The organism is Actinoplanes sp. NPDC051405, from assembly GCF_055586185.1.
This window is the reverse complement of the sequence record NZ_JBVJIR010000024.1, coordinates 1-26,545: the sequence shown is the minus strand read 5'-3', so window position 1 is coordinate 26,545 and position 26,545 is coordinate 1. Positions and strand designations below refer to the sequence as shown.

Below are 26,545 nucleotides of genomic sequence, written 5' to 3'. Positions count from 1 at the left end.
TAAAGAACCCGAAAGCGGACTCCCCCCCCCCCCCCCCCCCCCCCCCCCCCCCCCCCCCTCCCCCCCCCCCCCCCCCCCCCCCCCCCCCCCCCCCCCCCGCTCCCGAAGAAAGATCAGCCCTTCGGCATGAGGACGGAGTCGATGATGTAGACGGTGGCGTTGGCGGTCTGGACGTTGCCGCAGACGACCGACGCCTCGTTGACCTTGAAGTCGCTGCCGCTGCCCTCGACCGTGACCTCGTCACCCTGGATGGTCTTGTGGGTGCCGGCCAGCTGCTCCGGGGCGAGCTTGCCCTCGACCACGTGGTAGGTGAGGATGCTGGTCAGCGTCTTCTTGTCGGCCAGCACGGCCTTGAGGTCGGCCGCCGGGATCTTGGCGAACGCGTCGTTGGTCGGCGCGAAGACGGTCAGCGCGGGCGCGGTGTTCAGCGTGTCGACCAGCCCGGCCTCCTTGACCGCGGTGACCAGTGTGGACAGCAGCGGGTTGCCGGAGGCGGCGGTCGCGACCGGCACCTTGGCCATGGCGTCGAAGCTGCCCGGGTCGGACGCCTCGGTCGGCACGGCGGCACAGCCGGCCCCGAAGGTCGCCATGGAGTCCGTGCCGGCCATGGAGGGAGCGGCCGACGCCGTCGTGGCGGCCGGAGCCGCCGCGGTGCTCTCGCCGCTCGCGTCGTCCCCGCCACAGGCGGCCAGGGAGGCGGAGAAGACGAGGGCGGCGGCGATGGCAGTGATCTTGGTGGCGCGCATGATGGGATCCCCTTCGGAAATGGATGTCACGGAATATTCGTGACCAACTGCTCGTACAGATGCGCACAGGGGCGCCTTTTTACGGGACGGTGCTTGATGATCAGCGGCGGCCGACGGCCGTCAGCGCTATACCGAGAACGAGACAGAGGGCGATATCGGCACCGTTCGGCGCGACCCGGGTGACACCGGCCAGGCCGGCGAGACCCAGGGCGAGCAACGTGAGACCGGCCCAGGTGGCGGTGACCCGCGCCGGACGCGGGCCGAGGATCGCGGCGGACACCAGAGCGGCGCCCAGCCCGAGGTGCAGGACGCCGAGCGGCATCGTGACCTCGAACAGCCCGAGCAGTTCACCCCGGCCGACGGCGAGAAACCCGGCGATACCGATGCCCACCAGCACCAATCCGAAGGCGAAGGTCACGGGGCCGCTGTTGTCGCGTACCCCCTGGACCGCCGCGCGCCGGATGTCGGTGACCATCAGTATCTCCGTTTCGTCGTTTTCTTTCCTCTACAGACGATTCGGAGCGGTATGGGGTCCGGATGGGTCTACGTCAGCGGAACTTGCGCGACGATCTGATCCTTGGTGGGCTGGGCCGACCCGGTCGCCGGCTCCACCGAGACAGCGAAGACGTCGTTGCCCGGTACGCCGTCCACCACCTGCGCCGCGGAGGCTTCCCCAGCGGGCAGCAAACCGGCGTTGACCGGGTTCGCAGTCCCGCGGATCGTCCAGAGCTGCAGGGCCCGGTCCGCCGCCGGCGCCCGCTCGGCCCGCAACGACACGACGCTGGCCGCCTGCTGAGCGGACGAGGCCACGGTGACCCGGCCTCCGCCGATCATCGGCGCGGTGCGGACCACCAGGTCAGGGGCGGCCAGGATGGCCTGGGTACGGGCCTCCCGCAGCTCTGCGGCGGCGACGGCGGTGTTCTTGGCGCGTACCCGCTGCTCCTGCACCGCCCACGTGGCCGCACCCGCCCCGGTGGCCAGGATGCACGCCGCGGCCGCGCCCGCCGTGTACCGGCGCCAGCGCGACACCGCCGCCCGCGCGTCCGGCTCGGGCCGGGCCGACTCGCCCGGCGGCAGCTGACGGGTCCGGCCGATCGCGGCGAGCACGTCCGTGCGCAGCTGCGGCGGCGGTACCGACCAGGTGCTGTCGGCCAGCCGCGACGCGGTCTCCCGCAACTCGTCGACCTCGCCGCGGCACCCCTCGCAGGCCAGGATGTGGCGTTCGAAGGCGACCCGCTCGAGGTCGTCCACCGCGTCCAGCGCGTAGGCGCCGACCAGGGCGTGAATGTCCGTCGTGGTCATGCGGTCACCTCCACACCCAGGCAGTCGCGCAGGCGGATCAGGCCGTCACGCATCCGGGTCTTGACCGTGGGCAATGGGGTCTGCAAAAGCTCGGCCACCTCGCGGTACGAGTGGCCCTGGTAGTACGCGAGCGTCACCGCCTGGCGCTGGAGCTCGGTGAGATCGTCCAGGCAGTGCCGCACCTGCTGGCGTTCCAGCCGCCCGGCCACCTCGTCGACGACCTCGTCGTACGGGGTCTCCACCGAGGCGATGCCGACCTTCATGGTGCGGTCGGACGAGGCCTGCTCGGAGCGCACCCGGTCCACCGCGCGGCGATGCGCGATGGTGAAGATCCAGGACGTCGCCGTACCGCGGGCAGCGTCGAAGCGGGCCGCCGTGCGCCACACCTCGACCAGCACCTCCTGGGCCACCTCCTCGGCCTGGGCCGGATCGCGCAGCACGCGCCTGATCAGGCCGTAGACCCGCGGCGAGACCAGATCGTAGAGGCGGGCGAACGCCGGCTCGTCGCCGCGGGCCACCGCGCGTACCAGGTCGCCGACGTCGGAGGTGGGGCCGGCCGGAGCATCGGGCACGGCCGACAGATGGTCAGGCCGGCGGGCGGCGCCGCGCTCAGTCATGAAGTCAGCCTCTCCATCGCTCATGCCGTATCAACTGCCATTCGGCACGGACGGCTACGCGGATGGGTCATCGCACCACAGAGCGGCCGCATCGGGATACAACCGATCGTCCGACGTCACCGTTTACTACAGGGACGACGGCGGGAGCAGGGATGACCAACGGATCGGACGCGGAGTACCTCGCGTACGTGCACGGGCGGACGACGGGTCTGCGGCGGACCGCGTACCTGCTCTGCGGCGACGAGCACCATGCCGACGATCTGGTGCAGGAGACCATCACCAAGCTGTATGTGCGGTGGTCGCGGATCAGCGGTGTGGACAACATCGACGCGTACGTGCACACGATGCTGGTCCGCATCTTCCTCGACGAGAAGCGCCGGGGCTGGTGGAAGGTGCGCCTCGGCGTACCACCCGACCGGCCCGCGCCGGCGCACGGCGGCACCGGCGTCGAGGAACGCGCCGTGCTGCGGGCCGCGCTGTCCCAGGTGCCGCCGCGGCAGCAGGCCGTACTGGTGCTGCGCTTTCTCTGCGATCAGTCGACAGCCGATGTCGCCCGGGTGCTCAGCTGCAGCGAGGGCACCGTGAAAAGTCAGACAGCCCACGGACTCACGGCCCTGCGCCGCATCCTCGGCGACCGCATCCACTCCCTCGGGGGCACACGATGAACCAGCACCCGGACAGCGCCGACCGCGACGCGGTGGCCCTGCTGAGCCCGCTCGCCGGCGACCCGGCCGGCCCGTCCCGCATCGACGTGGCCGGCGCGATGGCCGAGGGCCGGCGCCGCCGCCGCACCCGGTGGTGGACCAGCGGCATGGCGGTCGTGGCCGTCACCGCGACCACCGCGGCCGGGGGCACGCTGGCCTTCTCCGCCCTGGGCCGGCCGACGCCGCCGCCACGTCCGACCGTCACCGCGTCCCCGTCCATCGCGGTCGCCGCCCCGCCCGCCGGGCCGAAGGACTGCACGGTGAGCCGGCTGCCCACCGACGGCTTCGAGAAGGCGCTGGTCACCGGCGGGGACCCGAGCGGGCGCTGGCACGTCGGCCGGCTGTATCCGCCGGGGCGCACCCAGCAGCGCCCCCTGGTGCTGTGGCGGGACGGCAAGATCGTCAGCAAGGTCCTCTTCGACGGTGGCGACGACAGTCTCACCGACGTCAACTCGCGCGGCGTGGCGGTCGGCTCCGGCTTCGATCCGGACATCAGCCCGTACGTGTACCGCGACGGCAAGGCCCGCACCCTTGCCGGTGGCGAAGGCGCGGCGTCGGCCATCAACGACGCGGGAGTGGTGGTCGGCTCGCTCGGTCCGCTGTACGAGGGTGTCCCGGCGCGCTGGCCGTCCACGACCGCGAAGCCGCAGCGGCTGCCGTTGCCGGCCGGCGTGGAGTCCGGCGAGGCAAGCGACATCGACGAGGCCGGCAACGTGCTCGGCACCGTCACGCCGAAGGGCAAGGAGGGCACGGGCTACCTGTGGCTGGCCGACGGCACCACCCGCCGTATGCCGTTGCCCGAGGTCGACGGCCGCAAGGCGACCATGTTCTGGCCGGCCGCGATCCGCGACGGCTGGGTGGTGGGCCGCGCCGTGATCGACACCGCGGACACCCGGTCGTTCGCCTTCTTCCGCTACCGCATTGCCGGCAACAGCTACGAGCGGCTCGTGAGCGGCGCGGGGATGCCGGCGCGGGTGGCGGCGAACGGCTGGGTGGTGGGCGAGGCCGATCGGCCGGTGATCACCGTCGGCACCCGCAACACGAAGCTCCCGGCGTACCCGCGGCTCAAGGGCGAGCAGCAGTACATCGTCGAGAGCATCAGCGACGACGGCCTGGTGGTGGCCGGCTACTCCAGCGCGCCCGACGTCGAGAACCATCCGCTGCTCTGGCGCTGCCGCTAGCCCGCCTCAAGCGTGACGGTGCGGCCGGTGGCGATCGACTCACCGGCCGCGGCCAGGATCGCCACCACCTCGGCACCGAAGGCCAGGTCCAGCGCGGGAGCCGGGCCGCCGTTCGCCGCGCCGATCAGGGCGTCCACCGCCCGGCCGAAGGCCTCCACCGGCAGCCACGGCACCGGCGGCACGTCGGCGACCCCGGACTCGCCGAAGAACGCCGCGTCCTCGCGTTCCAGGGCGGCCGGGGCGTCGACGGACAGCGTCAGCGTGCTGATCGCGCCGCCGGTGTGCCGCAGCAGCACGTGCGTCATGTCGCGGTCGCCGGCCAGCGCGGTGACCTGCGCGACCGGGCCCAGCACGGGCAGGATCAGCGCGACCGCGTGCGGGCCGACGTCCCACAGGCCGCCGCTCTCCTTGCGCCACACCGACGCCCCGAACGGGTTGCCGGGCTGGAAGATCGAGCCGAGGTGGTCGATCCGCGCCTCCAGCCAGCCGCCGGCCTCGCGGACCTCGTCGATGAACTGCTGGATCTGCGGCATGAAGCGCCGGGTGAAGAAGACGACCCCGGCCACCTGCTGTTCGGCGGCGGCCGCGACGATCTCAGCGGCGGCCTCGGTGGTGAAGGCGATCGGCTTGTCCAGCAGCAGGTGCTTGCCCGCCCTGGCCGCGCGCAGGGCGATGTCGGCCTGCACGTCCGGGGGCAATGCGACGGCGATCGCGTCCACGTCGGCGATCAGGGCGTCGATCTCCGCGTAGGGCTGCGCGCCGTGTTCGGCGGCCAGCGCGGCCGCTTTGGCCGGGTCCCGGCCCCAGACACCCACGAACTCGACGTCCGGGTGCGCCGCCAGCGCCGGGGCGTGCGCCTGGTGGGCCCAGGGTCCCGTACCGAAAAGTCCGAACCGCATCCTCGTGCCGCCTTCCCGCTGGAGATCACACCCGGCCGAAAGCTAACACGCTGCCGCTGATCAGTACGCTGTGCCGGTGATGAACGGCCCGCTGTCGACCGCGACCATCGTCGTGGCCCTCCTGCTGGGGATCTGGTATCTGATCCGCTCGGCGCTCAACCGCGCCCCCAGCAACACCGACCTGTGGGCCATGCTCGGTCTCAGCGCCCTGGTCGCGGTGCTCGTGGTGGTGGCCGTCGTCGGGCTCATCGGCGGGGACCGGCCGGGCGAGACGACCACCTTCATCGGCTACCTGATCACCACCGTCGCGTTCGCCCCGGTCGGCTTCTATCTGGCCCGGCTCGAGCCGACCCGCTGGGGCACCCTCATCCTCGGCGTCGCCTGCCTGGTGCTGCCGGTTCTCGTGCTGCGGCTGCAGCAGATCGCGGAGGCCACCGGTGGTTGAGCCGACACCCGCCCACACCAGGCCGCGGGATGCGGCGCTGGGCACCGGCGCCGGCCGGGTGCTGCTGCTGGTGTACGGCATCTTCGCCGTCTCCGCGGGCGCCCGGGCCGGCGTGCAGATCGCCACGAAGTTCTCCGAGGCGCCGCTGGCGTTCCTGCTGTCGGCGTTCGCCGCGCTGGTCTACCTCGCGGCCACGATCGGCCTCGCCGTCGGTGGCCCCCGGGGCCGCCTGATCGCCCTGACCAGCTGCTCGATCGAGCTGGTCGGCGTCCTGGTGGTGGGCACCCTCAGCGTGCTCGACCAGGAGGCCTTCCCGGACGCCACTGTCTGGTCGCGCTTCGGCAGCGGCTATGGCTACGTGCCGCTGGTCTTGCCGCTGATCGGCCTCTGGTGGCTGTGGCGCAACCGGCCCGGCCGGCCCTGACCGGCCGCCCCTGACCAGCCGCCCGTGACCAGCCGGCCATGACCGGCCAGCTCTGACCGGCGGACGGCACTGACAGGCGGCGGTCAGCTACCGATCCAGCTGAGGGCCGTCGGGTTCGGCGCACCGGCCGCCTCGGTCGGCGCCACCATCGCCGGCCGGTCCAGGTCGAGGGAGAAGACGGTCAGCCGCAGCCCGCCGCCGAGTTCGACGACCAGGTAGTGGCCGCCCTCCGGGTACAGGTGGCGCGCGGGCCGGCCGCCGACCCGCAGGCTGGTGCCGCCCGCCGGCGCCGGGGTCACCGTGCCGACGCTGACCGAGGTGCCCGAGGCCACGGCGCTGCCGAAGGACAGGAACTCGTTGAGGACCGTGCGCTTGACCTAGGCCTCCGGCGAGTCGAGCCCACCGATGCGGCCCCACCGCTGCTGCACCCGGACCAGGACCTCCGGGGTGACGTCATGTCACAACCCCTCAACGCGCCGGTGGAGCCGGAACGTTGAGGGGCGGTGAGACAAATTCAGGAATCGGCGCCGACGGTGTGCGGCAGGAAGTTGCAGTTGTCCCGGGTGACCAGGCCGTCGGTGCCCAGGCCCTCGCGGATGCCCATGCCGGCCGGCTCGCCGTCGATCAGCCAGGCGCCGATCACCGGGTGCACAGTGCCCTCGAGCCCGTCGAACGACGGCAGCTCCAGCAGCTCCTGCACCACGAACCGGCCGTCGTTGCCGTACTCGGTGGGGTTGTCGACCAGGGTGACGCCTTCCCGGACGAGCTTGACCGAGCCGCCCTCGCGACCCCAGACCGGCTTTTTCGCGTACGAGGTCAGGGTCGCCGCCTTCGACGACTCCGCGAAGTAGGCCGGGAGCAGGTATTTACCGCGTTCCGGGTCGTCGCCGAAGAGCTTCCACAGCACCGGCAGCAGCGCCTTGTTGCCCAGCAGGGCCGCTTTGTACGGGGGCTCGATCCACACCGTGCCGCGCTTGGCGGGGTCGGCCATGTTGCGGAAGAAGGCCTTGCCGCCCTCCTCGTTCCAGAACCACTCCCACGGGTACAGCATGAAGATCACGTCGATCGGCTGCGCCTTGTACTCCTGACCCGGGGAGGGCACGAAGAGCACCCGGTCGCCGGCCACGTCCCAGCCGATCTGGCTCATCGCGATCAGCTCGACCGGATAGCCGGCCTCCTCAGCGGTCGCCATCAGGTAGGCCACGTTCATCCGGTCCTCACCGGACGTCTCGCTGGTCTCGTACGCGAAGAAGATCTTGGGCTTTTCCGGCAGCCACGGACGCGCCTCGCGCAGCTTGCCGATGTTGCGCCGCCAGGCGCCGGGGTTGGCCGGCTCGCCGTCAGCCGCCTCCCAGCCGACCAGCCGGTCATGGATGGAGTTCCACTGCCGCCAGGGGTGCTGGGTCACGCCGGTCTGGTCGACCCAGTGCCACTGGATGACCGCGGCCTCGACCAGCGACGTCGGCGTCTGCGCGTTGTATTCGAGCAGGCGCGGGATGCTGCCGGCGCCGTTGTACCAGAGGTCGAAGCGGCCGTAGACGGACGGCGAGTAGTCCGGGGTCTGCATCGGGATCCGGCCGTCCGGGTCCTTGTCCTGGTGCGTCCAGGTCTCGGCGTCGCCGTCGAACCACGTGCGGAGGATCTGCTCGTGGGTGTACTCCGGGATGCCGATCTTGGCCAGGAAGCAGGTCTCCGGGCCGCAGACCGAGGCGAAGTAGCCGTCGCGGCGGCCCTGCGCGGTGTGCCGGGGACACTGCTGGACCATCCAGTCGCCGGCTTCGAGGCACATGCTGTTGAGCGCGGTCGTCGCCGCCTCCAGCTCCTCGATCTCGGCTTCGCTGAAGTCGTAGTACGGCCCCTCCTGCCAGTACGACATCATCGTGCCGTCCGGCAGCTCGGTGTCGTTGTAGGTCAGGCCGAGGCTGTAGTTGGTGAGCCGCCAGCCGTCACGGACCGGGCCGTAGGGAACCCGCTTCAACGCTCAGCCACCCGACTTGCCGGACGTGCCGCTGCCACCCTTGCCGACCACACTGGTCTTGATCGTGCCGTTGCTGATCCGGCCGGTCGACGGCAGCCCGAACGACGAGCGCGCGGCCCGGTCGTTGTAGGCGAACTTGCTGCCGCCCGCGGGCAGCCGGTAGCCGGGCCGGTATCCGGAGCCGTAGCTCGACGAGTGCCAGATGAAGAACAGCGGGACGAAACCCACACCGCCGCCGTTGTTGTCATCGTCGTCGCAGTTGTCCTCGTCCACGACGGTGCCGTTGGCGTCGGCGCAGTAGAACGCCTCGTCCTGGGTGTCGTCGTTGTCGCAGGCGGCCACCCCTCCCGCGGCCAGCAGCAGGAAAGTGCTGGTCAACGACACGCTACGGGAGCTCATCCTTCGGTTCACTGTCGGCTTCTCCACCCTTCGGCCCGTCCGGCCCGCTCCATCATGTGTAGCTCGCCGAATCAAGCCATGACGGCTAGTCGCGGGGACCGCCGGCCACGTAGATCACCTGGCCGGAGACGAAACCCGCTCCTTCACTGACCAGGAAGGATACGGTGTTCGCGACGTCTTCGGGACGGCCCGCCCGGCCGACCGGGATCTGACCGATCGCCGCCTTCTGAAAGTCCGCGAAGTCGACGCCGACCCGGGCCGCGGTGGCCGCGGTCATGTCGGTCACGATGAAACCGGGCGCGACCGCGTTGGCCGTGACGCCGAAGCGACCCAGCTCGATGGCCAGCGTCTTGGTGAAGCCCTGCAGGCCGGCCTTGGCCGCGGCGTAGTTGGCCTGACCCCGGTTGCCCAGCGCCGACGTGCTGGACAGGCAGACGATGCGACCCCACTGGGCGTCGACCATGTGCTTCTGCACGGCCCGGCTGAACAGGAACGCGCCGCGCAGGTGGACCGCCATCACGGTCTCCCAGTCGTCGTCGCTCATCTTGAACAACAGGTTGTCGCGCAGCACGCCGGCGTTGTTGACCAGGACCGTGGGCGCACCGAGCTCGGCGGTGACCCGTTCGACGGCGGCGGCGACCTGGACGGCGTCCGAGACGTCGGCGCCGACGGCGAGGGCGGTGCCGCCGGCGTCGTGGATCGCGGTCACCGTGTTCGCGCAGGCGCCCTCGTCGAGGTCGACGACCGCCACGGACAGGCCGTCGGCGGCGAGCTTGCGCGCGGTCGCCTCACCGATGCCACGTGCGGCCCCGGTCACGATCGCTACCCGACTCGGCTGGGTCATTGCTGGCCTCCCGCTTGATCTGTTACGCAGTCGGCCGACTCTAACCCAGCTGTTACCCGCGGGTTACCTGGCGGGGGCATCTTTCTGCATCAAGGATGCAGATTCACGGTCACGGCTTCCGGCACAGCCGGATCCAGCGGTAGCCGTAGCCCGCGACCTTGAGCTGGTCGAACTTGCCGGGCTCCGGATACTCCTGGTCGGCGAGCACGTCGTTGGGGAAATCAGCCTCCGGGTACAGGCTGCTGAGATCCACCACACCGTCCTCCTCGGCCAGGTTGTGCAGGAAGAGCATGGAGCCGGTGGAGTCGTCCGCGCGGTGCACGAGCAGTCCCGCCGGGGCGGGCACGTCCACGTGGGTGCAGCTCCCGCTGCCGACCTCCGGTGCCTCCTTCAAAGTCCGGATCATCCGTTCGAACCAGGACAGCAGCGACTTCGGGTCGTGCCGCTGCAGGGTGGCGTTGACCTTCTCGTAGCCGTACTCGCCGCCGGTGATCACCGGACGCACGAGCTGGTCGGTCTTGGCGGTGGAGAAGCCGCCGTTGGCGGCCATGTTCCACTGCATCGGGGTACGGATCGCGTCGCGCCCATCCTGGGTCAGGTCGTCGCCCATGCCCAGCTCCTCGCCGTACCGCAGCACCGGCGTGCCCCGCAGGCTGAACTGCAGCGCGTAGGCCAGCTCGACGCGCCGGCGGTCGCCGCCCAGCATCGGGGCCAGCCGGCGGCGGATGCCCCGGCCGTAGAGCTGCATGTTCTCGTCCGGGCCGAACTGGGCGAACACCTCGTTGCGCTGCTCGGCGGTGAGCCGGGACAGGTCGACCTCGTCGTGGTTGCGCAGGAACGTGGCCCACTGACCGCCGACCGGCAGCTGCGGCGTGTCACGCAGAGCGTCGATGATCGCTTCCGGGTTGCGGCGGGCCAGCGAGAGCATCAGCCGGCCGTTGAGCATGAAGTCGAACAGCATGTGGATCCGGTTGGCCGAACCGCCGCCGTCGCCGAAGAAGTCCTTGAGCTGCTCTGGCTCGACATTGGCCTCGGCCAGCAGCACGGCGTCGCCCTGGCGCCACTGCACGTGCTGGCGCAGCTCGCTGAGGAAGGCCATGTCCTTGGGCGAGTTCGGGTTGCCCGGCTCGGTCTCCTCGATGATGAACGGCACCGCGTCCATCCGGAACCCGGAGACGCCCAGCTGCAGCCAGAACGCGCAGATCTTCTTGATCTCCTCGCGGACCTCGGCGTTTTTGATGTTGAGGTCCGGCTGGAACTTGTAGAACCGGTGGTAGTACCAGAGCTTCGCGGTGCGGTCGTAGGTCCACGTCTCGGCCTGCTCACCGGGGAACACCATGCCCTGGTGCCGGTCCTCGGGCTGAGTCTCGGACCAGACGTACCAGTCCCGGTACGGCGAGTCCGGCGACGACCGCGCCGACTGGAACCACGGGTGCTGGTCGGAGGTGTGGTTCACGACCAGGTCGATGATGACCCGGATGCCCCGGTCCCGGGCCTGGTGCACCAGCTCGGTGAAGTCGCCCAGGGTACCCAGGCGCGGGTCGACGTTGTAGAAGTCGGCCACGTCGTAGCCGTCGTCGCGGTTCGGCGTCGGGTGGACCGGGTTCAGCCACAGACAGGTGATGCCGAGGCGGGCCAGATAGTCCAGCCGCCCGATCATGCCCTTGATGTCACCGACGCCGTCGCCGTTGGAGTCGGCGAACGTGTCGATGTCGGCGCAGTAAATGACGGCCTTCTCATACCACCGGTCGCTCATGCCCCCTTACTTGTCCCCGGCTCCGCTTCAGGAAACTTCGGGCCCACGTCAGGGGCCGGACCTTCTCCAGCGCGAGGAAGCTGGTGATCGCGGCGAGGTGCGGGGCGAACGAGATGGTGATGGTGGCGAACGTGACCACATGGAACGAGTAGAAGAACGCCACCGCGTAGTTGCGCCACCGCGGCCGCAGAAAGAAGATCGCCGGGCTGGCCAGCTCGAACGCCACGATCCCGAACTGCGCGAGGATCAGCAGGTAGGGCACCCCGGCGATCAGGTCGGCCAGCTCCGTGCCGCGGCGGATGATGGCCCGGGCCAGCACCGAGCTCGTCACCCAGTCGATGCCGCCGAAGCGCAGCTTGGCCCAGGCCGCCAGGAAGTACGTGCACACCACCGCGATCTGGGTGACCCGCAACGCCCAGCCGCCGGCCTCCGTGCTGCGCGGATCGCCGTGCCGGGCCCGCCCCACGGTCGGCAGCACGGCCAGCGCGACCAGCAGACCGACCCGGTCGTGGTCGACCTTGCCGTAGCTCATCGCGATGACCATCCACTCGAAGTAGAGCGCGAAGACGGTCCAGCCGAGCAGCCGGGGAGCCCGCCCGGTGGCCGCGGCCAGCGCGACCACGAGCAGCACCCAGAAGATCCCGTGCACCAGCAGCGGGGTCGGGGTGGGCAGGTGCAGCAGCCGGCCGACCAGCAGCGGTTTGTACAGATCGCCGGGGGTGGCGGCGTGGTGGCGTACCCAGGGCGTGAAGATCACCAGGTCGGCCGCGACGAAGAGGTAGATCAGCGTGCGGAACGCGGCGACCCGGCCCAGCGGGACCGGCTCGGTCAGCCAGCGGGTGAGCCGGTTCACGGTGCGCTCCAGGTGGCGATGATCTCGTCCCGGCTGGTGCCGGTGGGCCGGGAGTCCTCGATGCCCTCCCAGCGGATGACGATCCGGACGGTGCGCAGCGGCGCGGCCCCTGGGCTCTTCTCCGCGTATGCCGTGGCCACCTGCCGCAGCCGGGCCGGGTCGTCGATGTAGGCCTGCTGCTGGCCCTCGATCTCGGCCCGGCGCAGCCCGCTGTTGGCTTCGGTCAGCACCACGGTGCGCCCGGTGGTGTCGACACCCTCGACCCGGGTGTCCGGCGCGTCGGCGTTGGGATCGGGTGCGGTGGAATACATCCGGAACGGCCCGAACGGGAAGTCGTCGTCCTGCCCCCAGAAGGTGCCCAGGAGCAGCAGCACCACCCCGGCCACCGTCACCGCGACCCGGGTTGTCCGCCCGCGTGTACTCAACGTTTCCATCGCGCCGGGACACTACCGCCGCCGCGCCACCCCGGACCATCCCGGCACGACGCGGCGGCCCCGTTCACACGGACGGCGACCCCGTCCGGGTCACCGAGATCGAGACGTTCACGTTCTCACGTAGGTGCAGGACGACGACCCCGAGGGCGAACGCCAGCAGGGGGACGCCGGCCATCATCAGCACATCGGCCACGACGATGCCGGGCGTCACGGACCGTGCGAGGTTGATGCCGATCGCCTGCTCCAGCAGCCGCTGCGCGATCGGCACCGCGAACACGACCGCGAACAGCACCAGGATCCGGCGCCGGGTGCCGGCGGGGACCCGCTGCAGGCCGGCCAGCAGCAAGCCTCCGGCGGTGACGAGCATGGCGTCGGTCACGGTCAGCAGTCCCAAGATCTGCGGCGGCGTCGGCCACCAGGGCAGCAGGAGTGCGCTCACCGCGGCCAGGGCCAGACCTCCGGTGATCATCGCGCCGCCGCGCCGGCCCAGGGTCGCGAAGGCCGGGCGGCCGCGCCGGGACAGCACCAGCAACGCCACCGTCAGCAGCCCCAGGACCAGGGCCCAGGACATCCGGATCGCGCGGAACTCCTGACTCGGCTGCCACACCGCGATGGCGGCGATCTCCACCAGCACCGCCACGACAGCCAGCGCCACTGCCGTACGCCGGGCGGCGAGCAGGATCGCGACCACGACCGCGAGCCAGGCCACCGTACGGGCGGCCACGTCGATCAGCAGGCCGCCGTCGACGCCCAGGAAACGCATCGGGTCGTCGTACTCCAGGAGGTAGCGCAGGCCGCCGATCAGCCGGCGGCCGGCCGCGGCCACGAGCAGCACCGCGCCGAGCAGAGCCGCGACCGCGGCGGCATCGCGCCAGGCGGAGGTGCGCAGACCCTGTGCGCCGCGGCCGAGGCGCGCGAGGAGGCCGGCCCGGAGCAGGTCGACGGCCTCGCCCAGGGCGGGTCTGCGCTGCCCGGGTGCGGCGCCCTCCATGAGCACTCCCACCATCTCCTCCTCGTAGGCGCGGCGGTGCGCCGGCGGATAGATCGCCAGCAGGCGGCGATACTGGATCTCCAGCGGTGCGGTCACGCGGGTGCCCCTCCCAGGTCGTGCCGGGCGCGCAGCCGGCCCTCGGCGAGAGTGGCCTGCTGGCGCAGACGGCTGCTCTCGGCGGCCAGCCGCTTCTCCCCGACCCCTGTGAGCCGGTAGTAACGGCGCAGCCGGGACTGCACGACCTCCTCGCGGTCGACCTCGATGAGGCCGTCGGTGCGCAGCCGGTCGAGGGCCGCGTAAAGGGTGCCCGCCCGCAGCCGGACCCGGCCGTCGGTCATCCGGGCCACGTCCTCCAGCACGGCGTAACCGTGCTGCGGTCCGGAGGCCAGCGCGGTGAGCACCAGGAAGGTCGGCTCGCGCATCGGTGTGTCGGTCATGGGTGGCAGCATATACCGATGGCAGGTATATACGGCAAGCGGTTCGTACTCTGGAAGCCGGGTAACCATCGAGCACCGACACGAAGGAGCGCCGGATGAGCGTGCCGTACTACCTGGCCGCGGAGACCGAGCCCAGTCAGCTGGGTGGCCTGACCGGCTGGGTGGCATCGGTCATCGAGTCGCTCGGCGAGCTGGGCGTGGGACTGCTCGTGGCCCTGGAAAACCTGATCCCGCCCATCCCCAGCGAGATCGTGCTGTCCATGGCCGGCTATCTGGCCAGCTCGGGCCGGGTGAATCTGGTGCTGGTGGGCATCGCCGCCACCGCGGGATCGGTGCTGGGCGCCCTGGCGCTCTACTGGCTCGGCTACGCGCTGGGTGAGGAGCGGCTGCGCCGCTGGCTGGACCGCATCCCGCTGGTCGACGCCGACGACCTCAACCTGGCCGACCGCTGGTTCGAGCGGCACGAGAAGGGCGCCGTCTTCTTCGGCCGGATGGCTCCCGTGGTCCGCAGCCTGGTGTCCATCCCGGCCGGCGCCAACCACATGAAGCTGGGGATGTTCACCCTGCTCACCACCCTGGGCAGCGGGCTGTGGAACTGCCTGTTCATCGGCGGCGGCTACGCCCTGGGCTCACGGTGGCAGCAGCTGGAGACGTACAGCAGCTGGTTCGACTACGCGATCATGGCGTTCTTCGCGGTGGCGATCGCCAGCTGGGTGATCAAGAAGGTGCGCAAACGGCGACGCGCGACCGCGGATCGGTGAGATCCACGGCCGCGCGCCAGGGGAGAAACGGTGCCTAGAAGCCTGCGGTGATCTTCGTGAAGGCCCAGTCGGACTGCGCGATGCCACTGCAGTCGGAGACCACGCCGCCACCGGCGCAGCCGCGGTCCCGGTTGACCGCCCAGAAGGTGAACCGGGCGAAGTTGTTGTTCCTCGCATAGTCGCGGATCCGGGTCCACGTGTCGGTGCTGGTCAGCTCCTGCTGGTCGGACAGGCCGTTCATGCCGGAGATGCCCATGTGCGAGTACGCCTGCGCGTCGGTCCAGCCGAAGGTCGACTTGAGCTGGTCCTTCAGGCCCTCGGAGGCACCCACCGTGCTGGCGTACATGTCGGCACCGCCGCTGAAGTCGAACGGCATCTGCGCGAAGATGTCGACGTTGGCACCCATCGCCTTGGCCTGGTTGATCAGGCGGATGCCGTGGGCGTTGGGGCCGGTCGGCGTGGTGCCGAAGGTGAGGATCGTCTTCACCGACGGGTTCTTCTGCTTGACGATCTTCAGCGCGCCGACGATCCGGTCCGCGACCGTGTAGTTCTCGAACTCGTCGGTGTTCTCGATGTCGATGTCGATCGCCTTCAGGCCGAACGCGTCGATCACCTTCTGGTACGCGCCGGCGAGCAGCTCCGGCGTGGCGCAGTTCGGGCCGAGCTTGTTGCCGCTCCAGCCACCGATCGACGGGACGACGCTGCCGCCGGCCGCCTTGATCGCGTTGATGGTGCTCTCGTGCGAACCGCCGGTCAGGCCGCCCTCGCCGTCCCAGACCGGGTTGCAGCCGTTGGCCAGCACGAAGGCGATGGTGAAGGCCTTGATGCCGGTGGCGTTCATGACCGTCGCCGGCGCCGGCGGGTTGCCCCAGCCCGGGTAGATGTACGGCGCGGCCGCCATCTTGGTGCCGGTGGCCGGCGGCGTGGTCGGGCCGGTCGGCGGCGTGGTGGGCGGGGTCGTCGGGTCGACGACACCACCGCAGGCACCCTTGTCCGCCCAGACGCCCCACTGCCCGCTGGCGGTCGGGACCTCGCCCTGCGTCCACCACTTGGCGGTGTAGTTCTTCGCCTGGTACGAGACGGTGTTGTCCTTGAGGTAGACCGCCGAGGAACTCCAGGCCGGAGCACAGGCGACAGCCGCCGAGGCGCCCGGCGCGAGCAGGACGGTGGTGCCGACCCCGGCCGCGGCCAGGACCACCGCGAGGGCGGCGGCGTACTTCTTCTTCAACTTCATGGGGGATATCTCCAGAGGGGGGAAGCCGGCGATCAGGGCAGGGTGGACAGGTGCGGCTTGATGGTGTTGGCCCAGCCGTTGCCGGCGGTGACGTCCCAGTTGATCGACCAGGTCATCGCGCCGCGGATGCCGGGATAGGTGCGCGGCGGGCGGAACGAGCCGCAGTTGGTGCCGCGGGCCAGGCAGTCGAGGGCCTGGTTGACCACCGACGGTGAGACGTAACCGCCGCCGGCCGCGCTGGTGGTCGCCGGCAGGCCGAGCGCCACCTGGTCGGGACGCAGCCCGGCCTCCAGCTGGATGCAGGTCAGCGCGACCAGGAAGTTGACCGTGCCCTGGCCGTACGCGGCGTTCTGGTCGCAGCCGAGCATCGCGCCGGAGTTGTAGAACTGGGTGTGGACGACCGTGAGGATGTCCTTGATGTCGAGCGCGAGCTTGAAGTAGGACCCGGCCGGGTTCTGCATGTCGATGGTCTGCGGCGCCATCGTGATGATCAGGTTGGCGCCGGCCTTGGCGCGCAGGCTGCGCAGCGCCTGACCCATGTATGTCGGGTTGAGCCCGTTCTCCAGGTCGATGTCGACGCCGTCGAAGCCGTACGTCTGCATCAGCGAGAAGACCGAGTTGGCGAAGTTGGTCGCCGCGCCCGCGTCGTTGACGCTGACCGAGCCCTTCTCACCGCCGACCGAGATGATGACCTTCTTGCCGCGCGAGTGCAGCGTCGCGATGTCGGCCTTGAACTGCTCGTTGGTGTAGCCGCCGACCGAGGCGGAGAGCCCGGCGTCGATGGTGAAGGAGACCGCGCCCGGGGTGCTCGTGGCGTCCGCGAAGGCCACTGCGACCAGGTCGTAGGTGCTCGGCACGGCGGCGAGCTTGAGCTCGTTGGCCGGGTTGTCGAAGTTCTGCCAGTAGCCGGTGATGAAGTGCGCCGGCAGCGTGCCGTTGCTCGGCGGCACCGTGGTGGGCGGCGTCGTCGGCGGCGTGGTGGGCGGGGTCGTGGGTGGGGTGGTCGGCGGGGTCGTGGCCGGCGGGGTGGTCGGCGTCGTCCCACCACCGCAGGCTCCCTTGTCGGCCCAGACGCCCCACTGCCCGCTGGCGGTGGGGACCTCGTTGGTGGTCCACCACTTCGCGGTGTAGTTCTTCGACTGGTACGAGACGGAGTTGTCCTTGACGTAGATCGCCGAGGAGCTCCACGCCGGGGCACAGGCGGTGGCCGCGCTCGCGGAAGATCCTATGTAGACAGCGGAGCCGGCGGCCGCCAGGGCGGCGGACACGGCGAGGACCAGGGATCGGCGCATGGGGGTGGGCCTTCCACGTCGAACAGTTAGGTTCATTGATTATTAGGACTGTTAACAGAACTAGTCCAGACCCCCGGCACCTTAAAGTTCTTTAAGGTGCGCGGGCCGGCGGCGCTGGTCACGCCCCCGGCCCTTATGCGTACGTATTGAACGAAGTCGCTACCTGCGGAACTGGATCCAGTTCACGTTGACGAAGTCGGCCGGCTGTCCACTGGTGAAGGTCAGGAAAACCGTGTGCCGCCCGGACACGTTGGCCACGTTGGCCGGCACCGAGCGCCAGGACTGCCACCCGCCGGTGTTGGCGAGCGCGAAACTGCCGATCGGCGCGTTGCTGCGGCTGTCGACCCGGACCTCGACGAGGCCACTGACGCCGCCCGCCGCCCCGGAGGAGACCCGGCCCACGAAGTCGCGTACGCCGCCGGTGCCGAAGTCGACGTTGTCGAACTGCAGCCAGTCACCGTTGCCGATGGCGCCGACGTTCTGACCGCCTTCGGACGACGTCTCCTTGATCACCGAAGACGCGGCGTTGTACGACTCGGCCTCGATCTGGCCGTACGCGTTGCGCACGCCACCGGCCGGCGGCGTCGTGGGCGGCGTGGTCGGCGGGGTGGTGCCACCCGAACCCGAGCGGTACACGGCCACGTAGTCGACCAGCATCGGCACGCCCGACCGGGTCGCCGCGGTGGGCCCGCCACCGAACGCGGCCGGGAAGCCACCGCCCATGGCCACGTTCAGGATGATGAACACGCCGCGGTGAGTGGCGTTGTTCCAGGTCGTGGCGTCCATCTGGTTCGCGTTGACCTGGTGGTACTGCGCGCCGTCGAGGTAGAAGCGCAGCTGCTCCGGGGAGACGCTGCGGTCGTACTCGACCGCGTACGTGTGGAAGGCGGTGCCGCAGGTCGGGCAGGACTTCTCGCCGCTGCCCAGGCCGGTGGTCTCGTTGCAGGGACCGCCCGGGCTGACGCCGCAGTGCAGGGCCGAGAAGACCGAGGGCCGGCCGTTGATCGACTCCATGATGTCCCACTCGCCGATGCTCGGCCAGTTGGTCGCGCCGACCGGCCGGGCCGCGTCACCCAGGGTCCAGAACGCCGGCCAGTAGCCGGCGGCCGCCGCACCCGTGACGTTCGGCTGCTGCAGGCGGCCCTCGATGCGCAGCTTTCCGCCGGCCGGCGCGGCGAAGTCGGTGCGCTGGGTCTCCACCCGGCCGGAGGTCCAGTTGCCGGCCGCGTCCCGGATCGGCTTGATCGCCAGGTTGCCGTTGCCGTCGTGGTAGACGTTCTGCGTCGAGTCGGTCATCCGCTCGATCTCGCCGGTGCCCCAGTTCGCCGCGCCGCCGGGGTAGCCGGTGCCGATGTCGTAGATCCAGTTGCTGCGGTTCAGCCCGGTGCCCGCGGCGCCGGTGAAGTCGTCGCTGAAGATCAGGCTCATGCCCGAGGGGGCGGGCGGTACGGCCGCGTCGGCCTGCGCCACGAAGACGGCCGAGGCGCCTCCGGCGATCACGACAGCGGCGGCAGCGAGCAACCGCCGGCGCCACTTGTTCGGGGTGCTTCTCATGACAACGGCCTTTCGGGGGATGGGGATGACGTGCTGAGAGCGCTCTCTGGAAGTTTCCAGGGTGTTACGGAAGCTTGTCAATATGCATGACTACCGATTGCTCACCGGTGCGGGACGACGCCGAACCGCCTGCTCAAGCGCGGTCCAGGCGGCCGACGTGACCAGATAGAGGCCACCCGCGAGCGGCAGCCAGGCCACCATCACCACCGTCAGGAACGGCAGCGCGGACATGATCCGGGGCAGCAGCGTCGCGCCGGGCTGAGCCGGATCGGCCGGGGCAGGCAGCAGCAGCCGGGTGCGGCGCGAGGACCACCAGGCCAACGCGGTGGCCAGCGCCAGCAGCACGGCGAAGACCGGCAGGCCGGCGGCGAGGTGCGCGGTCAGCGGCACGCCCAGCAGGTGACCGGCCAGGACGCCGGTGGGCGTACCGGCGCCGGGCTGGACGAGGTGGAACATGAGCATGAAGAACGGGGCCTGGGCCAGGGCGGGCAGCATCGCGGCGAACGGGCCGGCGCCGTTCGCGCGTTGCAGGGCAAGCGTCTCGGTGGCCAGCAGCACCGGATCGTCGCGGTGCCGCTCGCGCAGTGCTGCCAGCTCGGGCGCCAGCGCGGCGCCGCGCCGGGCGGAACGGGCCTGCAACCAGGTGAGCGGGCTGATCAGCAGCCGGACGGCGACGGTGAACAGAACGATGGCCAGCGCGGCGGAGAGCCCGCCGACGGCCGGGGTCAGGAGGGTGGCGAGACCCTCGAGGACGGTATGCGCGACACCGACGACGGCATCGAGCGCAGCGGAGAAGGACATGGGCGTACCCCTGCGGTCCGAAAGGAAGTAAGGACGCGGAGACGGCCGGCCCGGGCGCGCGTCAGCGCGCGGGGAGCACGACCGCCGGGCACGCCGACGGGGCTCGCGGACGCGGCCGCCCGGCCGCGCCGGGATCCAGCAGGCGGGGCAGCCGCCGGCGCAGGGCCCGCACGGCCAGGCCGACGCCGGCCGACGCGGGACGCAGGGATGGCACCGGGATGACGGCGGCGGCCGCCAGCACCACGAACAGCGCGGCCGCGACAGCCGCGAGACCCAGCACCAGCTGGGTGGACGACCCGGGCGCGGGGCTCTGCAGGGCGGCGAACGCCCAGAACCCCAGCAGCAGCATGCCTCGAACGCTACGCGCGCGGCGCAACCTTCGTTTTCCGGAGACCGCGGCCGGGTAATTTGCGGTCATGGCAACTTCGGAGAGCGCGGCGACGGCAACAACGATCTCCGAGGAGATGGCCGACGAGGCAGAAGCCCAGGGACTCCTCACGCTCGGCGTGGAGGAGGAGTATCTGCTCGTCGACGCCACCGAGCCCCGCGCGGTCGACCGCGTCGAGGAGGTGTTCGACCACCTCGGCGACGACATCCGCGACTCGGTGCAGCACGAGTTCGTGCGCAGCCAGATCGAGACGGCCAGTCCGCCCCAGCTGGACCTGCGCGATCTCTTCGAGTCGATGACCCGGTTGCGGGCCGGGCTGGCCGCCGCGACCGGGCGCGCCGGCGCCCGGCTGGTCGCGGTCGGCGCGAGCCCCGCGCCCGGGGAGCACTCCCGGATCGTCGACAAGCCCCGCTACCACCGGATGCGCGAGCGCTTCGGTGACCTCTCCCCCGGCGGCGGCCTGAACGGCATGCACGTGCACGTCAGCGTCCCCGACCCGGAGACCGGCGTGCAGATTCTCAACCACCTGCGGCCCTGGCTGCCGATCTTCCAGGCCGCGACGGCGAACTCGCCGTTCTTCGACGGCCGCGACACCGGGTACGCGAGCTGGCGCTCGATGCTCTGGGAGCGCTGGCCCACGGTCGGCCCGACGCCGTACCTGGAGTCCCACGAGCAGTACGAGACGATGATCTCCGACCTGGTGGCGAGCGGCGCGATGCTCGACGAGGGAATGCTCTACTGGTACGCCCGGCTCTCGGCGAACTACCCGACCGTGGAGATCCGGATGGGTGACGTCTGCCCCACCCCGGACGACGCGATGCTGCTGGCGGCTCTCGCCCGCGCCCTGGTCGCCACCCTGCTGAGGGAGGTCGAGGACGGCCGGAAAGCGCCGAACGTGCCGCACCCGCTGCTGATGGCCGCGCACTGGCGCGCCGCGCACGACGGGCTGGAAGGCCTCAATATCGACATGGCCACCCGGGAACCGCGGCCGGCCTGGAAACTGATGCGCCAGCTCTTCGACTACGTACGCCCGGAGCTCGAACGCCACGGCGACCTGGAGATGACCACTGTCCTGCTGGGAAGGCTGCGCGCGCACGGCACGGGCGCGGCCCGGCAGCGGGCGTTGCTGGCCCAGGGTGGCTCGGTCGGGACCGTCGTGGACTGGCTCGCGGCCACCACCCGGGGCGAACGGTGAAACTCGTCGTCGTCGGCGGGGACGCGGCCGGGATGTCCGCGGCGTCACAGGCCCGCAAACGGCTGGGGCCGGACGAGCTGGAGATCGTGGCGTTCGAGCGGGGGCACTTCACGTCGTACTCGGCCTGCGGGATCCCGTACTGGATCGGCGGTGCGGTCAAGGACCGTGACGCGCTGATCGCGCGTACGCCGCAGGAGTTCCGCGAGGCCGGCATCAGCGTGCACACTCGCCACGAGGTCGTCGGCATCGACCTGACCGCCCGCGAGGTCGTGGCCCGCGACCTGGACGGCGGCGGCGAACGGCGGGAGAGCTACGACCACCTGGTGTACGCGGCCGGCGCGGTGCCGGTGACGCCGGACTGGGCCCGGATCGACGGCGAGGGCGTGTTCGGCGTGCAGACGCTGGACGACGGCTCGGCCATCCACGCCTGGCTCGACCGCGAGCCGCAGCCGCGCACCGCCGTCGTGATCGGCGGCGGTTACGTGGGCGTGGAGATGGCCGAGGCGATGGTCCGGCGCGGCCTGGCCGTGACCCTGCTGGAGAAGTCGGCGCAGCCGATGGCCACGGTCGACCCGGACATGGGCGAGCGGGTCGGCGAGGCCATCCGCGGGCTGGGCATCGAGGTCCGCACCGGGACCCACGTGCAGGGTCTGGAGACCACCGACGGCCGGATCTCGGCGGTGGTCACCCCGGAGGGGACGCTGCCGGCCGACATCGTGGTGCTGGGCCTGGGGGTACGCCCGAACACCGCGCTCGCCGTGCGTTCGGGCATCCCGGTCGGGGTGACCGGCGGGCTCCGCACCGATCTGCGGATGCGCGTCATCGGCCCGCAGGGGCACCTGGACGGCATCTGGGCGGCCGGCGACTGCGTGCAGACCGTGCACCGGGTCAGCGGCCGGCCGGTGCACGTGCCGCTGGGCACGCACGCCAACAAGCAGGGCCGGGTCGCGGGCATCAACATCGGCGGCGGCTACGCGACGTTCCCGGGCGTGATCGGCACCGGGGTGACCAAGGTGTGCGAGCTGGAGGTGGCCCGGACCGGGCTGACCGAGAAAGAAGCCCATGCGGCCGGCTTCGCGTTCGTCACGGCGACAGTGGAGTCGACCAGCCGGGCCGGGTACTACCCCGGGGCCAGCACGATGGCGGTGAAGCTGATCGCCGAGAAGCGGACCGGCATGCTGCTCGGCGCGCAGATCGTGGGCCGTGAGGAGGCGGCCAAGCGCATCGACTCCCTCGCGATCGCGGTCTGGAACAGCATGACCGTGGAGGAGATGACGGCCCTCGATCTCAGCTACGCGCCGCCGTTCTCCCCGGTGTGGGATCCCGTGCTGATCGCCGCGCGCAAGGCGACGGACGCCGTGCACGCGGCGGGGTGATGCTTATCGTCCGATGTGTCGTCATCAATCCGCTCTGCGCGCAAAGCTGTGAGCAGGAGCGATCACTTCCGGTCACGCAATGATCACGAAAGCGGTATCGTCTTTGATCTTGTAAACCGGTAGGCATGACGAATGCCGTCGCTCCCCTCACCTCGTACGGCGCCGGAGAACGGGCCGCGGCACGCTGCGCAGCCGGCGGCGCGCGCCCGCAGTGGCGGCGCGCTGACCGCGACGACCGGCGGCTTCCCGCACGTCCAGGTCCTCGACGGCGAGACCGCCAACGGACGGCACCGGCGCCCCGAGTCACTGGCCGACGCCACGGTGCTGCGTCCGCCGACGACGACCCGGGTGGCCGGCGGTCGCCGTACCTCCCTCGACCTCGCCCCGCGCCGCAACCGGGACGATCGACGCACCAGCACGCGGGCCCGGCGGGCGACCGCCGCCGGCGGCTCGTCCCGCGGCAAGCACGCGAAGGCCGGCGACCCGCTCGCCATCACCGTCCGCCCGCTGCCCGTCGTCCGCGACGCGGCCGAAGCGGTCCGCGGCTGGGCGCTGGCCGACAGCGGCCGCCCGCCCGTCACCGGCAGCCACCGCGCACCCGGCACCCTGCCCATCGAGTCCTGGCTGCTCATCGGCCGGCGCCGGCAGCAGGTCCTGCTCGCCGCCCTGGTGGCGGTCGGCCTGCTGCTCTTCGTGCCGATCCAGCAGAGCGTGGCCCCCGAGGTCAACCCGGTCAACGCCGCCGACCACGCGGTCGCCACCTCGACCAAGGCGCCGGCGCAGAAGAAGGACAAGACCCCGCAGCAGAAGCCCGGCGAGAAGCCCACCGCGGCCGCCGAGCCCGCCGCGACCACGCCGGGCAAGCCCGCCGCCAAGCCGTCCGGCCCGGCGCAGCCATCGGCGGCCGCCACCAGCCCGGCGCCCGCGATCCTCGTGCCCGAGGGCACCGGCCCGGCCAAGTCGCTGCGCACGACCGGCTCGGCCACCGTCGCGCTCACCTTCGATGACGGTCCCGACCCGGTGCAGACCCCGAAGATCCTCGAACTACTGGCCAAGTACCAGGTCAAAGCCACGTTCTGCCTGGTCGGCAGCCAGGTGCAGCGGCACCCGGACATCGTCCGGCAGATCGCCGCCGCCGGTCACACGCTGTGCAACCACACCTGGGACCACAGCCTGACCATCGGCAAGAAGCGGCCGGAGAAGATCCAGGAGGATCTGCGCCGCACCAACGAGGCGATCCTGGCCGCGGTGCCGGGTGCGGAGATCCCGTTCTTCCGCGCCCCGGGCGGCAACTTCACCGACGCGCTGGTGCAGACGGCGTACACGGACGGCATGACCTCGCTCTACTGGGAGGTCGACCCCCGCGACTGGGAGCACACCGAGACAGAGGACGACGCCGCCCACGTCGACAAGATCATCAAAGGCGTGCAGAAGGACACCCGGCCGGGCGCGATCGTGCTGTCGCACGACTTCAACCAGCCGGACACCATCCTGGCGTACGAGCAGCTGCTGCCCTGGCTGACCGAGAACTTCCAGCTCGGCATCCCGGACCAGCCACCGGCCCCCACCGCGGCGGCGCCCGGCCCGGCGTCCTCACTCTGACGGCTGGCAGACCGGGCACCAGTAGAGGTTCCGCCCGGCCATCGGGCCCCGGGTGACCGCGGTGCCGCAGACCAGGCACGGCTGACCCGTACGGCGATAGACATAAACCTCACCGCCGTGCCGGTCCACCCGCGGCGCCCGCCGCATCGCCTCCGGCGTGTGAGCGGTGTGGACGGTGTCGATCCGCCCCCGCACGACCCCCTCCTTCATCAGGGCCCGCAGGTCGTCCCAGAGCTCCGCCCAGCACTGCACGCTGATGTCCCGCCCCGGTGTGGTCGGCGCGAGCCCGGCCCGGAACAACACCTCGTTGGCGTAGATGAGCCCGCACCCGGCCACCACGGTCTGATCGAGCAGCAGCGCGAACACCGGCTTGCCGCTGGCCACCACCCGGGCGTACGCCAGCCGCGGCTCGGCATCGTCGCGCAACGGATCCTGCCCGAGCCGGGCCCGCAACGCCGCGACCTGCACCGGGTCGAGCACCTCGCAGGCGGTCGGACCCCGCAGCTCCAGCCAGTGGCGCGCACCGGACATGGCCAGCCGCACCTGCCCGACGGGCGCCGGCGCGGGCAGCTCACCATCGGCGAACTTCCCGTACAGCCCGAGATGAATGTGCATCGTCGACTCGTCGTCGAAGTGGTGCAGCAGGTGTTTGCCGTACGCCTCGGCGTCGACCAGCGTGCGCCCGTCCAGCAGCGCGGCCCCGGCGGCGAACCGCCCCTGCGGGCTGGCCACCCGGACGACCTGGCCGGCGAAGAGCGCCCGATGCCGCGCCGCAAGCCGATGAATGGTGTGTCCCTCTGGCACGGGGAGCAACGGTACTCAGCCGCCCGGATCCCCGGCGAGTCAGCCCAAGCCCGCGCAGCCCTTACGCCCGCTCTCGATCCACGGCGTACCGGAGAGGGGCGCCGGCAACATTTGCCCGACTTGCTCGTCCACCGTCTCCACGCTGACGACAGCAATGAGTTCCTGGGGCGGATCCACAGCGCAGTTCCACTCGACCACCACGTCGACGGGCAACGACGTACCCGGCGGGACCTGACGTTCCTTCTCGGAGCTGCGTACGGTGACGCCCGGCTGGTCGACGCGGACGGCATGGACGCCGACCGTCTCCGGGCCGGCATTGACGACCGTGACCTGGGCTTCGATGCGTACTCGCCGCCGCTCGTGGTCCACCGTCAGCACACCGTCCTCGGCGAAGAGCAGCACTGAGACCGTGGACCAGGCAGCCTGATCCGCCTTTTCCACTGACACCGCCAACGGCCGATACCACCCGATGTACGTCGCGACGCCGCCGATTACCCCGCCGGCCAGTAACGACCCCGCCACGACCAGGACCAGCGCCCGTGTGGTGGCGAGCGGGCGCCGCCTGCGGTCATGAGCCGGCTGGTCCAGATCGATCACTGCCGGCCTCTTCCTGGCGCAGCGGGACATGGGCGCTGACGCGTACGAGAATATGGCAGCTCCGTCCCGGTCATCCTTGCCGGTGACCCCTGGTCTTTCGCCCTGAGGAGAATCGCTGGGATCGGCGCCCTTTACCGGGGAAGGTGGTAGAGGTCGAATGCCGGGTGGGTGCGACAGACTCCCGGCTCGTGCGAGAGGGTGGGTCCATGAGAGTTGACGAGATCGCGATGCGGGCGGGTGGCGCATCCTTTGACGACCAGGTCTTCGAGCGGCTGCTCCGGGAGCGCATCATCTTCCTCGGCAGCGAGGTCAACGACGAGGTGACCAACCGGATCTGCGCGCAGATGCTGCTGCTCGCCTCGGCCGACAGCGAGAAGGACATCGCCCTGTACATCAACTCGCCGGGTGGTTCCATCAGCGCGGGTATGGCCGTCTACGACACGATGCAGTACATCAAGAACGACGTGGCCACGATCGCCATGGGCATGGCGGCCTCGATGGGTCAGTTCCTGCTCTGCGCCGGCACCGCCGGCAAGCGGTACGCCCTGCCGCACGCCCGGGTGATGATGCACCAGCTGTCCGGCGGCATCGGCGGCACCGCGGCCGACATCGCCATCCAGGCCGAGAGCATGCTGCACATCAAGTCGGTCATGAACGAGCGGATCGCCTTCCACACCGGGCACACCCCGGAGGAGATCGGCCGCGACTCCGACCGGGACCGCTGGTTCACCGCCCAGGAGGCCAAGGACTACGGGATCGTCGACCACGTGATCTCCAAGGCGACCGACGTCACCGCGACGTCCGCCCTGGTCTGACGCGTTTCCGGCGGCGGGGGGGGGGGGGGGGGGGGGGGGGGAGGGGGGGGGGGGTGGGTGGGGGGGGGGTGGGGGGGGGGGGGGGGGGGGGGGTGGGGAAGGGGGGGGGGGGGGGA

General features: G+C 71.0%; 30 protein-coding genes. 9 read left to right on the top strand and 21 right to left on the bottom strand.

Translation table 11 applies throughout. From position 1 onward, the window contains the following. Window positions 1-113: 113 nt before the first annotated feature. The 4 genes from ACZ6S4_RS38695 to ACZ6S4_RS38680 form a co-directional block, all read right to left on the bottom strand. Window positions 114-746 (bottom strand): fasciclin domain-containing protein, encoded by a 633-nt coding sequence (locus ACZ6S4_RS38695; RefSeq protein ID WP_465479664.1) that lies wholly within the window; start codon window positions 744-746, stop codon window positions 114-116. A gap of 100 nt (window positions 747-846) precedes the next feature. Further along, on the bottom strand, window positions 847-1,221 hold the full coding sequence (locus ACZ6S4_RS38690; RefSeq protein WP_465479663.1) for a hypothetical protein: 375 nt from the start codon (window positions 1,219-1,221) through the stop codon (window positions 847-849). A gap of 68 nt (window positions 1,222-1,289) precedes the next feature. Then, on the bottom strand, window positions 1,290-2,048 hold the full coding sequence (locus ACZ6S4_RS38685) for an anti-sigma factor (RefSeq protein ID WP_465479662.1): 759 nt from the start codon (window positions 2,046-2,048) through the stop codon (window positions 1,290-1,292). Beyond that, window positions 2,045-2,665 (bottom strand): sigma-70 family RNA polymerase sigma factor, encoded by a 621-nt coding sequence (locus ACZ6S4_RS38680; RefSeq protein WP_360829232.1) that lies wholly within the window; start codon window positions 2,663-2,665, stop codon window positions 2,045-2,047. The genes ACZ6S4_RS38685 and ACZ6S4_RS38680 overlap by 4 nt, the downstream gene beginning before the upstream one ends. A gap of 152 nt (window positions 2,666-2,817) precedes the next feature. On the opposite strand from ACZ6S4_RS38680, the gene ACZ6S4_RS38675 reads away from it, so the two are divergent. Both ACZ6S4_RS38675 and ACZ6S4_RS38670 read left to right on the top strand, forming a co-directional pair. Then, window positions 2,818-3,330: a SigE family RNA polymerase sigma factor gene (locus ACZ6S4_RS38675; RefSeq protein WP_465479661.1), complete on the top strand. Its 513-nt coding sequence runs from the start codon at window positions 2,818-2,820 to the stop codon at window positions 3,328-3,330. Beyond that, window positions 3,327-4,550: a hypothetical protein gene (locus ACZ6S4_RS38670; protein WP_465479660.1), complete on the top strand. Its 1,224-nt coding sequence runs from the start codon at window positions 3,327-3,329 to the stop codon at window positions 4,548-4,550. Before ACZ6S4_RS38675 ends, ACZ6S4_RS38670 begins: the two co-directional genes overlap by 4 nt. On the opposite strand, the gene ACZ6S4_RS38665 is transcribed toward ACZ6S4_RS38670, so the two are convergent. Then, window positions 4,547-5,449, bottom strand: a complete 903-nt coding sequence (locus ACZ6S4_RS38665; protein WP_465479659.1) for a Gfo/Idh/MocA family protein — start codon at window positions 5,447-5,449, stop codon at window positions 4,547-4,549. The genes ACZ6S4_RS38670 and ACZ6S4_RS38665 overlap by 4 nt on opposite strands. A 79-nt stretch (window positions 5,450-5,528) precedes the next feature. Between ACZ6S4_RS38665 and ACZ6S4_RS38660 the strand changes: the two genes are divergently transcribed. Together ACZ6S4_RS38660 and ACZ6S4_RS38655 are read left to right on the top strand one after the other, a co-directional pair. Next, window positions 5,529-5,894, top strand: a complete 366-nt coding sequence (locus tag ACZ6S4_RS38660; protein WP_465479772.1) for a hypothetical protein — start codon at window positions 5,529-5,531, stop codon at window positions 5,892-5,894. Next, window positions 5,887-6,318 (top strand): hypothetical protein, encoded by a 432-nt coding sequence (locus ACZ6S4_RS38655; RefSeq protein WP_465479658.1) that lies wholly within the window; start codon window positions 5,887-5,889, stop codon window positions 6,316-6,318. The genes ACZ6S4_RS38660 and ACZ6S4_RS38655 overlap by 8 nt, the downstream gene beginning before the upstream one ends. 83 nt (window positions 6,319-6,401) lie before the next feature. Here ACZ6S4_RS38655 and ACZ6S4_RS38650 read toward each other — a convergent pair whose 3' ends face one another. The 9 genes from ACZ6S4_RS38650 to ACZ6S4_RS38610 form a co-directional block, all read right to left on the bottom strand. Beyond that, on the bottom strand, window positions 6,402-6,650 hold the full coding sequence (locus ACZ6S4_RS38650; protein WP_465479657.1) for a hypothetical protein: 249 nt from the start codon (window positions 6,648-6,650) through the stop codon (window positions 6,402-6,404). 182 nt (window positions 6,651-6,832) lie between these two features. Then, window positions 6,833-8,296 (bottom strand): glutathionylspermidine synthase family protein, encoded by a 1,464-nt coding sequence (locus tag ACZ6S4_RS38645; protein ID WP_465479656.1) that lies wholly within the window; start codon window positions 8,294-8,296, stop codon window positions 6,833-6,835. Window positions 8,297-8,299: 3 nt separating this feature from the next. After that, window positions 8,300-8,695: a hypothetical protein gene (locus ACZ6S4_RS38640; protein WP_465479655.1), complete on the bottom strand. Its 396-nt coding sequence runs from the start codon at window positions 8,693-8,695 to the stop codon at window positions 8,300-8,302. An 85-nt stretch (window positions 8,696-8,780) separates the two neighbouring features. Beyond that, complete coding sequence (fabG, locus tag ACZ6S4_RS38635) at window positions 8,781-9,539, bottom strand: 3-oxoacyl-ACP reductase FabG (protein WP_360550397.1); 759 nt, start codon at window positions 9,537-9,539, stop codon at window positions 8,781-8,783. 109 nt (window positions 9,540-9,648) lie between these two features. Beyond that, a complete protein-coding gene (locus ACZ6S4_RS38630) occupies window positions 9,649-11,295 on the bottom strand; it encodes an alpha-amylase family protein (protein ID WP_465479654.1) in 1,647 nt (548 codons plus the stop codon). Continuing rightward, window positions 11,276-12,148, bottom strand: a complete 873-nt coding sequence (locus tag ACZ6S4_RS38625) for an MFS transporter permease (RefSeq protein ID WP_465479653.1) — start codon at window positions 12,146-12,148, stop codon at window positions 11,276-11,278. Before ACZ6S4_RS38625 ends, ACZ6S4_RS38630 begins: the two co-directional genes overlap by 20 nt. Next, window positions 12,145-12,582 carry a hypothetical protein gene (locus ACZ6S4_RS38620; RefSeq protein ID WP_465479652.1) on the bottom strand — a complete coding sequence of 146 codons (438 nt, stop codon included), beginning with the start codon at window positions 12,580-12,582 and terminating at the stop codon, window positions 12,145-12,147. Before ACZ6S4_RS38620 ends, ACZ6S4_RS38625 begins: the two co-directional genes overlap by 4 nt. A gap of 64 nt (window positions 12,583-12,646) precedes the next feature. Beyond that, window positions 12,647-13,669 carry a hypothetical protein gene (locus ACZ6S4_RS38615; protein WP_465479651.1) on the bottom strand — a complete coding sequence of 341 codons (1,023 nt, stop codon included), beginning with the start codon at window positions 13,667-13,669 and terminating at the stop codon, window positions 12,647-12,649. Beyond that, complete coding sequence (locus ACZ6S4_RS38610; RefSeq protein WP_465479650.1) at window positions 13,666-14,010, bottom strand: PadR family transcriptional regulator; 345 nt, start codon at window positions 14,008-14,010, stop codon at window positions 13,666-13,668. Before ACZ6S4_RS38610 ends, ACZ6S4_RS38615 begins: the two co-directional genes overlap by 4 nt. Before the next feature lie 95 nt (window positions 14,011-14,105). On the opposite strand from ACZ6S4_RS38610, the gene ACZ6S4_RS38605 reads away from it, so the two are divergent. Beyond that, window positions 14,106-14,771, top strand: a complete 666-nt coding sequence (locus ACZ6S4_RS38605) for a DedA family protein (protein ID WP_465479649.1) — start codon at window positions 14,106-14,108, stop codon at window positions 14,769-14,771. A 34-nt stretch (window positions 14,772-14,805) separates the two neighbouring features. On the opposite strand, the gene ACZ6S4_RS38600 is transcribed toward ACZ6S4_RS38605, so the two are convergent. From ACZ6S4_RS38600 to ACZ6S4_RS38580, 5 genes are all read right to left on the bottom strand, one after another. After that, window positions 14,806-16,005 (bottom strand): carbohydrate-binding protein, encoded by a 1,200-nt coding sequence (locus ACZ6S4_RS38600; RefSeq protein ID WP_465479648.1) that lies wholly within the window; start codon window positions 16,003-16,005, stop codon window positions 14,806-14,808. A 32-nt stretch (window positions 16,006-16,037) separates the two neighbouring features. After that, a complete protein-coding gene (locus ACZ6S4_RS38595) occupies window positions 16,038-17,297 on the bottom strand; it encodes a chitinase (protein WP_465479647.1) in 1,260 nt (419 codons plus the stop codon). Between the two features lie 159 nt (window positions 17,298-17,456). Continuing rightward, window positions 17,457-18,851, bottom strand: a complete 1,395-nt coding sequence (locus ACZ6S4_RS38590; RefSeq protein ID WP_465479646.1) for a carbohydrate-binding protein — start codon at window positions 18,849-18,851, stop codon at window positions 17,457-17,459. 90 nt (window positions 18,852-18,941) lie between these two features. Beyond that, window positions 18,942-19,652 carry a YidC/Oxa1 family membrane protein insertase gene (locus ACZ6S4_RS38585; protein WP_465479645.1) on the bottom strand — a complete coding sequence of 237 codons (711 nt, stop codon included), beginning with the start codon at window positions 19,650-19,652 and terminating at the stop codon, window positions 18,942-18,944. Between the two features lie 61 nt (window positions 19,653-19,713). Next, a complete protein-coding gene (locus ACZ6S4_RS38580; RefSeq protein WP_465479644.1) occupies window positions 19,714-20,001 on the bottom strand; it encodes a DUF6412 domain-containing protein in 288 nt (95 codons plus the stop codon). Window positions 20,002-20,068: 67 nt separating this feature from the next. Here ACZ6S4_RS38580 and ACZ6S4_RS38575 point away from each other — a divergent pair, with 67 nt between their 5' ends. The 3 genes from ACZ6S4_RS38575 (at window position 20,069) to ACZ6S4_RS38565 (ending at window position 24,213) form a co-directional block, all read left to right on the top strand. Then, window positions 20,069-21,235, top strand: coding sequence for a carboxylate-amine ligase (locus ACZ6S4_RS38575; protein ID WP_465479643.1), 1,167 nt, complete (start codon window positions 20,069-20,071; stop codon window positions 21,233-21,235). Next, complete coding sequence (locus ACZ6S4_RS38570) at window positions 21,232-22,611, top strand: FAD-dependent oxidoreductase (protein WP_465479642.1); 1,380 nt, start codon at window positions 21,232-21,234, stop codon at window positions 22,609-22,611. The genes ACZ6S4_RS38575 and ACZ6S4_RS38570 overlap by 4 nt, the downstream gene beginning before the upstream one ends. A gap of 132 nt (window positions 22,612-22,743) precedes the next feature. Then, a complete protein-coding gene (locus ACZ6S4_RS38565) occupies window positions 22,744-24,213 on the top strand; it encodes a polysaccharide deacetylase family protein (RefSeq protein ID WP_465479641.1) in 1,470 nt (489 codons plus the stop codon). Here the strand turns inward: ACZ6S4_RS38565 and ACZ6S4_RS38560 are convergent. Then, window positions 24,205-25,017 carry an Fpg/Nei family DNA glycosylase gene (locus ACZ6S4_RS38560; RefSeq protein WP_465479640.1) on the bottom strand — a complete coding sequence of 271 codons (813 nt, stop codon included), beginning with the start codon at window positions 25,015-25,017 and terminating at the stop codon, window positions 24,205-24,207. The two genes, ACZ6S4_RS38565 and ACZ6S4_RS38560, sit on opposite strands and share 9 nt — an antisense overlap. A 39-nt stretch (window positions 25,018-25,056) precedes the next feature. Beyond that, entirely contained in the window at window positions 25,057-25,614 is a 558-nt protein-coding gene (locus ACZ6S4_RS38555; protein WP_465479639.1) for a hypothetical protein, read from the bottom strand. 206 nt (window positions 25,615-25,820) lie between these two features. Between ACZ6S4_RS38555 and ACZ6S4_RS38550 the strand changes: the two genes are divergently transcribed. After that, a complete protein-coding gene (locus tag ACZ6S4_RS38550; protein ID WP_465479638.1) occupies window positions 25,821-26,429 on the top strand; it encodes an ATP-dependent Clp protease proteolytic subunit in 609 nt (202 codons plus the stop codon). The last annotated feature ends 116 nt before the right edge of the window (window positions 26,430-26,545 follow it).

Coding starts and splice junctions, on each gene's coding strand:
- ACZ6S4_RS38695 (WP_465479664.1), bottom strand. CDS start 746: ATGCGCGCCACCAAGATCACTGCCATCGCCGCCGCCCTCGTCTTCTCC.
- ACZ6S4_RS38690 (WP_465479663.1), bottom strand. CDS start 1,221: ATGGTCACCGACATCCGGCGCGCGGCGGTCCAGGGGGTACGCGACAAC.
- ACZ6S4_RS38685 (WP_465479662.1), bottom strand. CDS start 2,048: ATGACCACGACGGACATTCACGCCCTGGTCGGCGCCTACGCGCTGGAC.
- ACZ6S4_RS38680 (WP_360829232.1), bottom strand. CDS start 2,665: ATGACTGAGCGCGGCGCCGCCCGCCGGCCTGACCATCTGTCGGCCGTG.
- ACZ6S4_RS38675 (WP_465479661.1), top strand. CDS start 2,818: ATGACCAACGGATCGGACGCGGAGTACCTCGCGTACGTGCACGGGCGG.
- ACZ6S4_RS38670 (WP_465479660.1), top strand. CDS start 3,327: ATGAACCAGCACCCGGACAGCGCCGACCGCGACGCGGTGGCCCTGCTG.
- ACZ6S4_RS38665 (WP_465479659.1), bottom strand. CDS start 5,449: ATGCGGTTCGGACTTTTCGGTACGGGACCCTGGGCCCACCAGGCGCAC.
- ACZ6S4_RS38660 (WP_465479772.1), top strand. CDS start 5,529: ATGAACGGCCCGCTGTCGACCGCGACCATCGTCGTGGCCCTCCTGCTG.
- ACZ6S4_RS38640 (WP_465479655.1), bottom strand. CDS start 8,695: ATGAGCTCCCGTAGCGTGTCGTTGACCAGCACTTTCCTGCTGCTGGCC.
- fabG (WP_360550397.1), bottom strand. CDS start 9,539: ATGACCCAGCCGAGTCGGGTAGCGATCGTGACCGGGGCCGCACGTGGC.
- ACZ6S4_RS38630 (WP_465479654.1), bottom strand. CDS start 11,295: ATGAGCGACCGGTGGTATGAGAAGGCCGTCATTTACTGCGCCGACATC.
- ACZ6S4_RS38620 (WP_465479652.1), bottom strand. CDS start 12,582: ATGGAAACGTTGAGTACACGCGGGCGGACAACCCGGGTCGCGGTGACG.
- ACZ6S4_RS38610 (WP_465479650.1), bottom strand. CDS start 14,010: ATGACCGACACACCGATGCGCGAGCCGACCTTCCTGGTGCTCACCGCG.
- ACZ6S4_RS38605 (WP_465479649.1), top strand. CDS start 14,106: ATGAGCGTGCCGTACTACCTGGCCGCGGAGACCGAGCCCAGTCAGCTG.
- ACZ6S4_RS38600 (WP_465479648.1), bottom strand. CDS start 16,005: ATGAAGTTGAAGAAGAAGTACGCCGCCGCCCTCGCGGTGGTCCTGGCC.
- ACZ6S4_RS38595 (WP_465479647.1), bottom strand. CDS start 17,297: ATGCGCCGATCCCTGGTCCTCGCCGTGTCCGCCGCCCTGGCGGCCGCC.
- ACZ6S4_RS38590 (WP_465479646.1), bottom strand. CDS start 18,851: ATGAGAAGCACCCCGAACAAGTGGCGCCGGCGGTTGCTCGCTGCCGCC.
- ACZ6S4_RS38585 (WP_465479645.1), bottom strand. CDS start 19,652: ATGTCCTTCTCCGCTGCGCTCGATGCCGTCGTCGGTGTCGCGCATACC.
- ACZ6S4_RS38580 (WP_465479644.1), bottom strand. CDS start 20,001: ATGCTGCTGCTGGGGTTCTGGGCGTTCGCCGCCCTGCAGAGCCCCGCG.
- ACZ6S4_RS38575 (WP_465479643.1), top strand. CDS start 20,069: ATGGCAACTTCGGAGAGCGCGGCGACGGCAACAACGATCTCCGAGGAG.
- ACZ6S4_RS38565 (WP_465479641.1), top strand. CDS start 22,744: ATGCCGTCGCTCCCCTCACCTCGTACGGCGCCGGAGAACGGGCCGCGG.
- ACZ6S4_RS38550 (WP_465479638.1), top strand. CDS start 25,821: ATGAGAGTTGACGAGATCGCGATGCGGGCGGGTGGCGCATCCTTTGAC.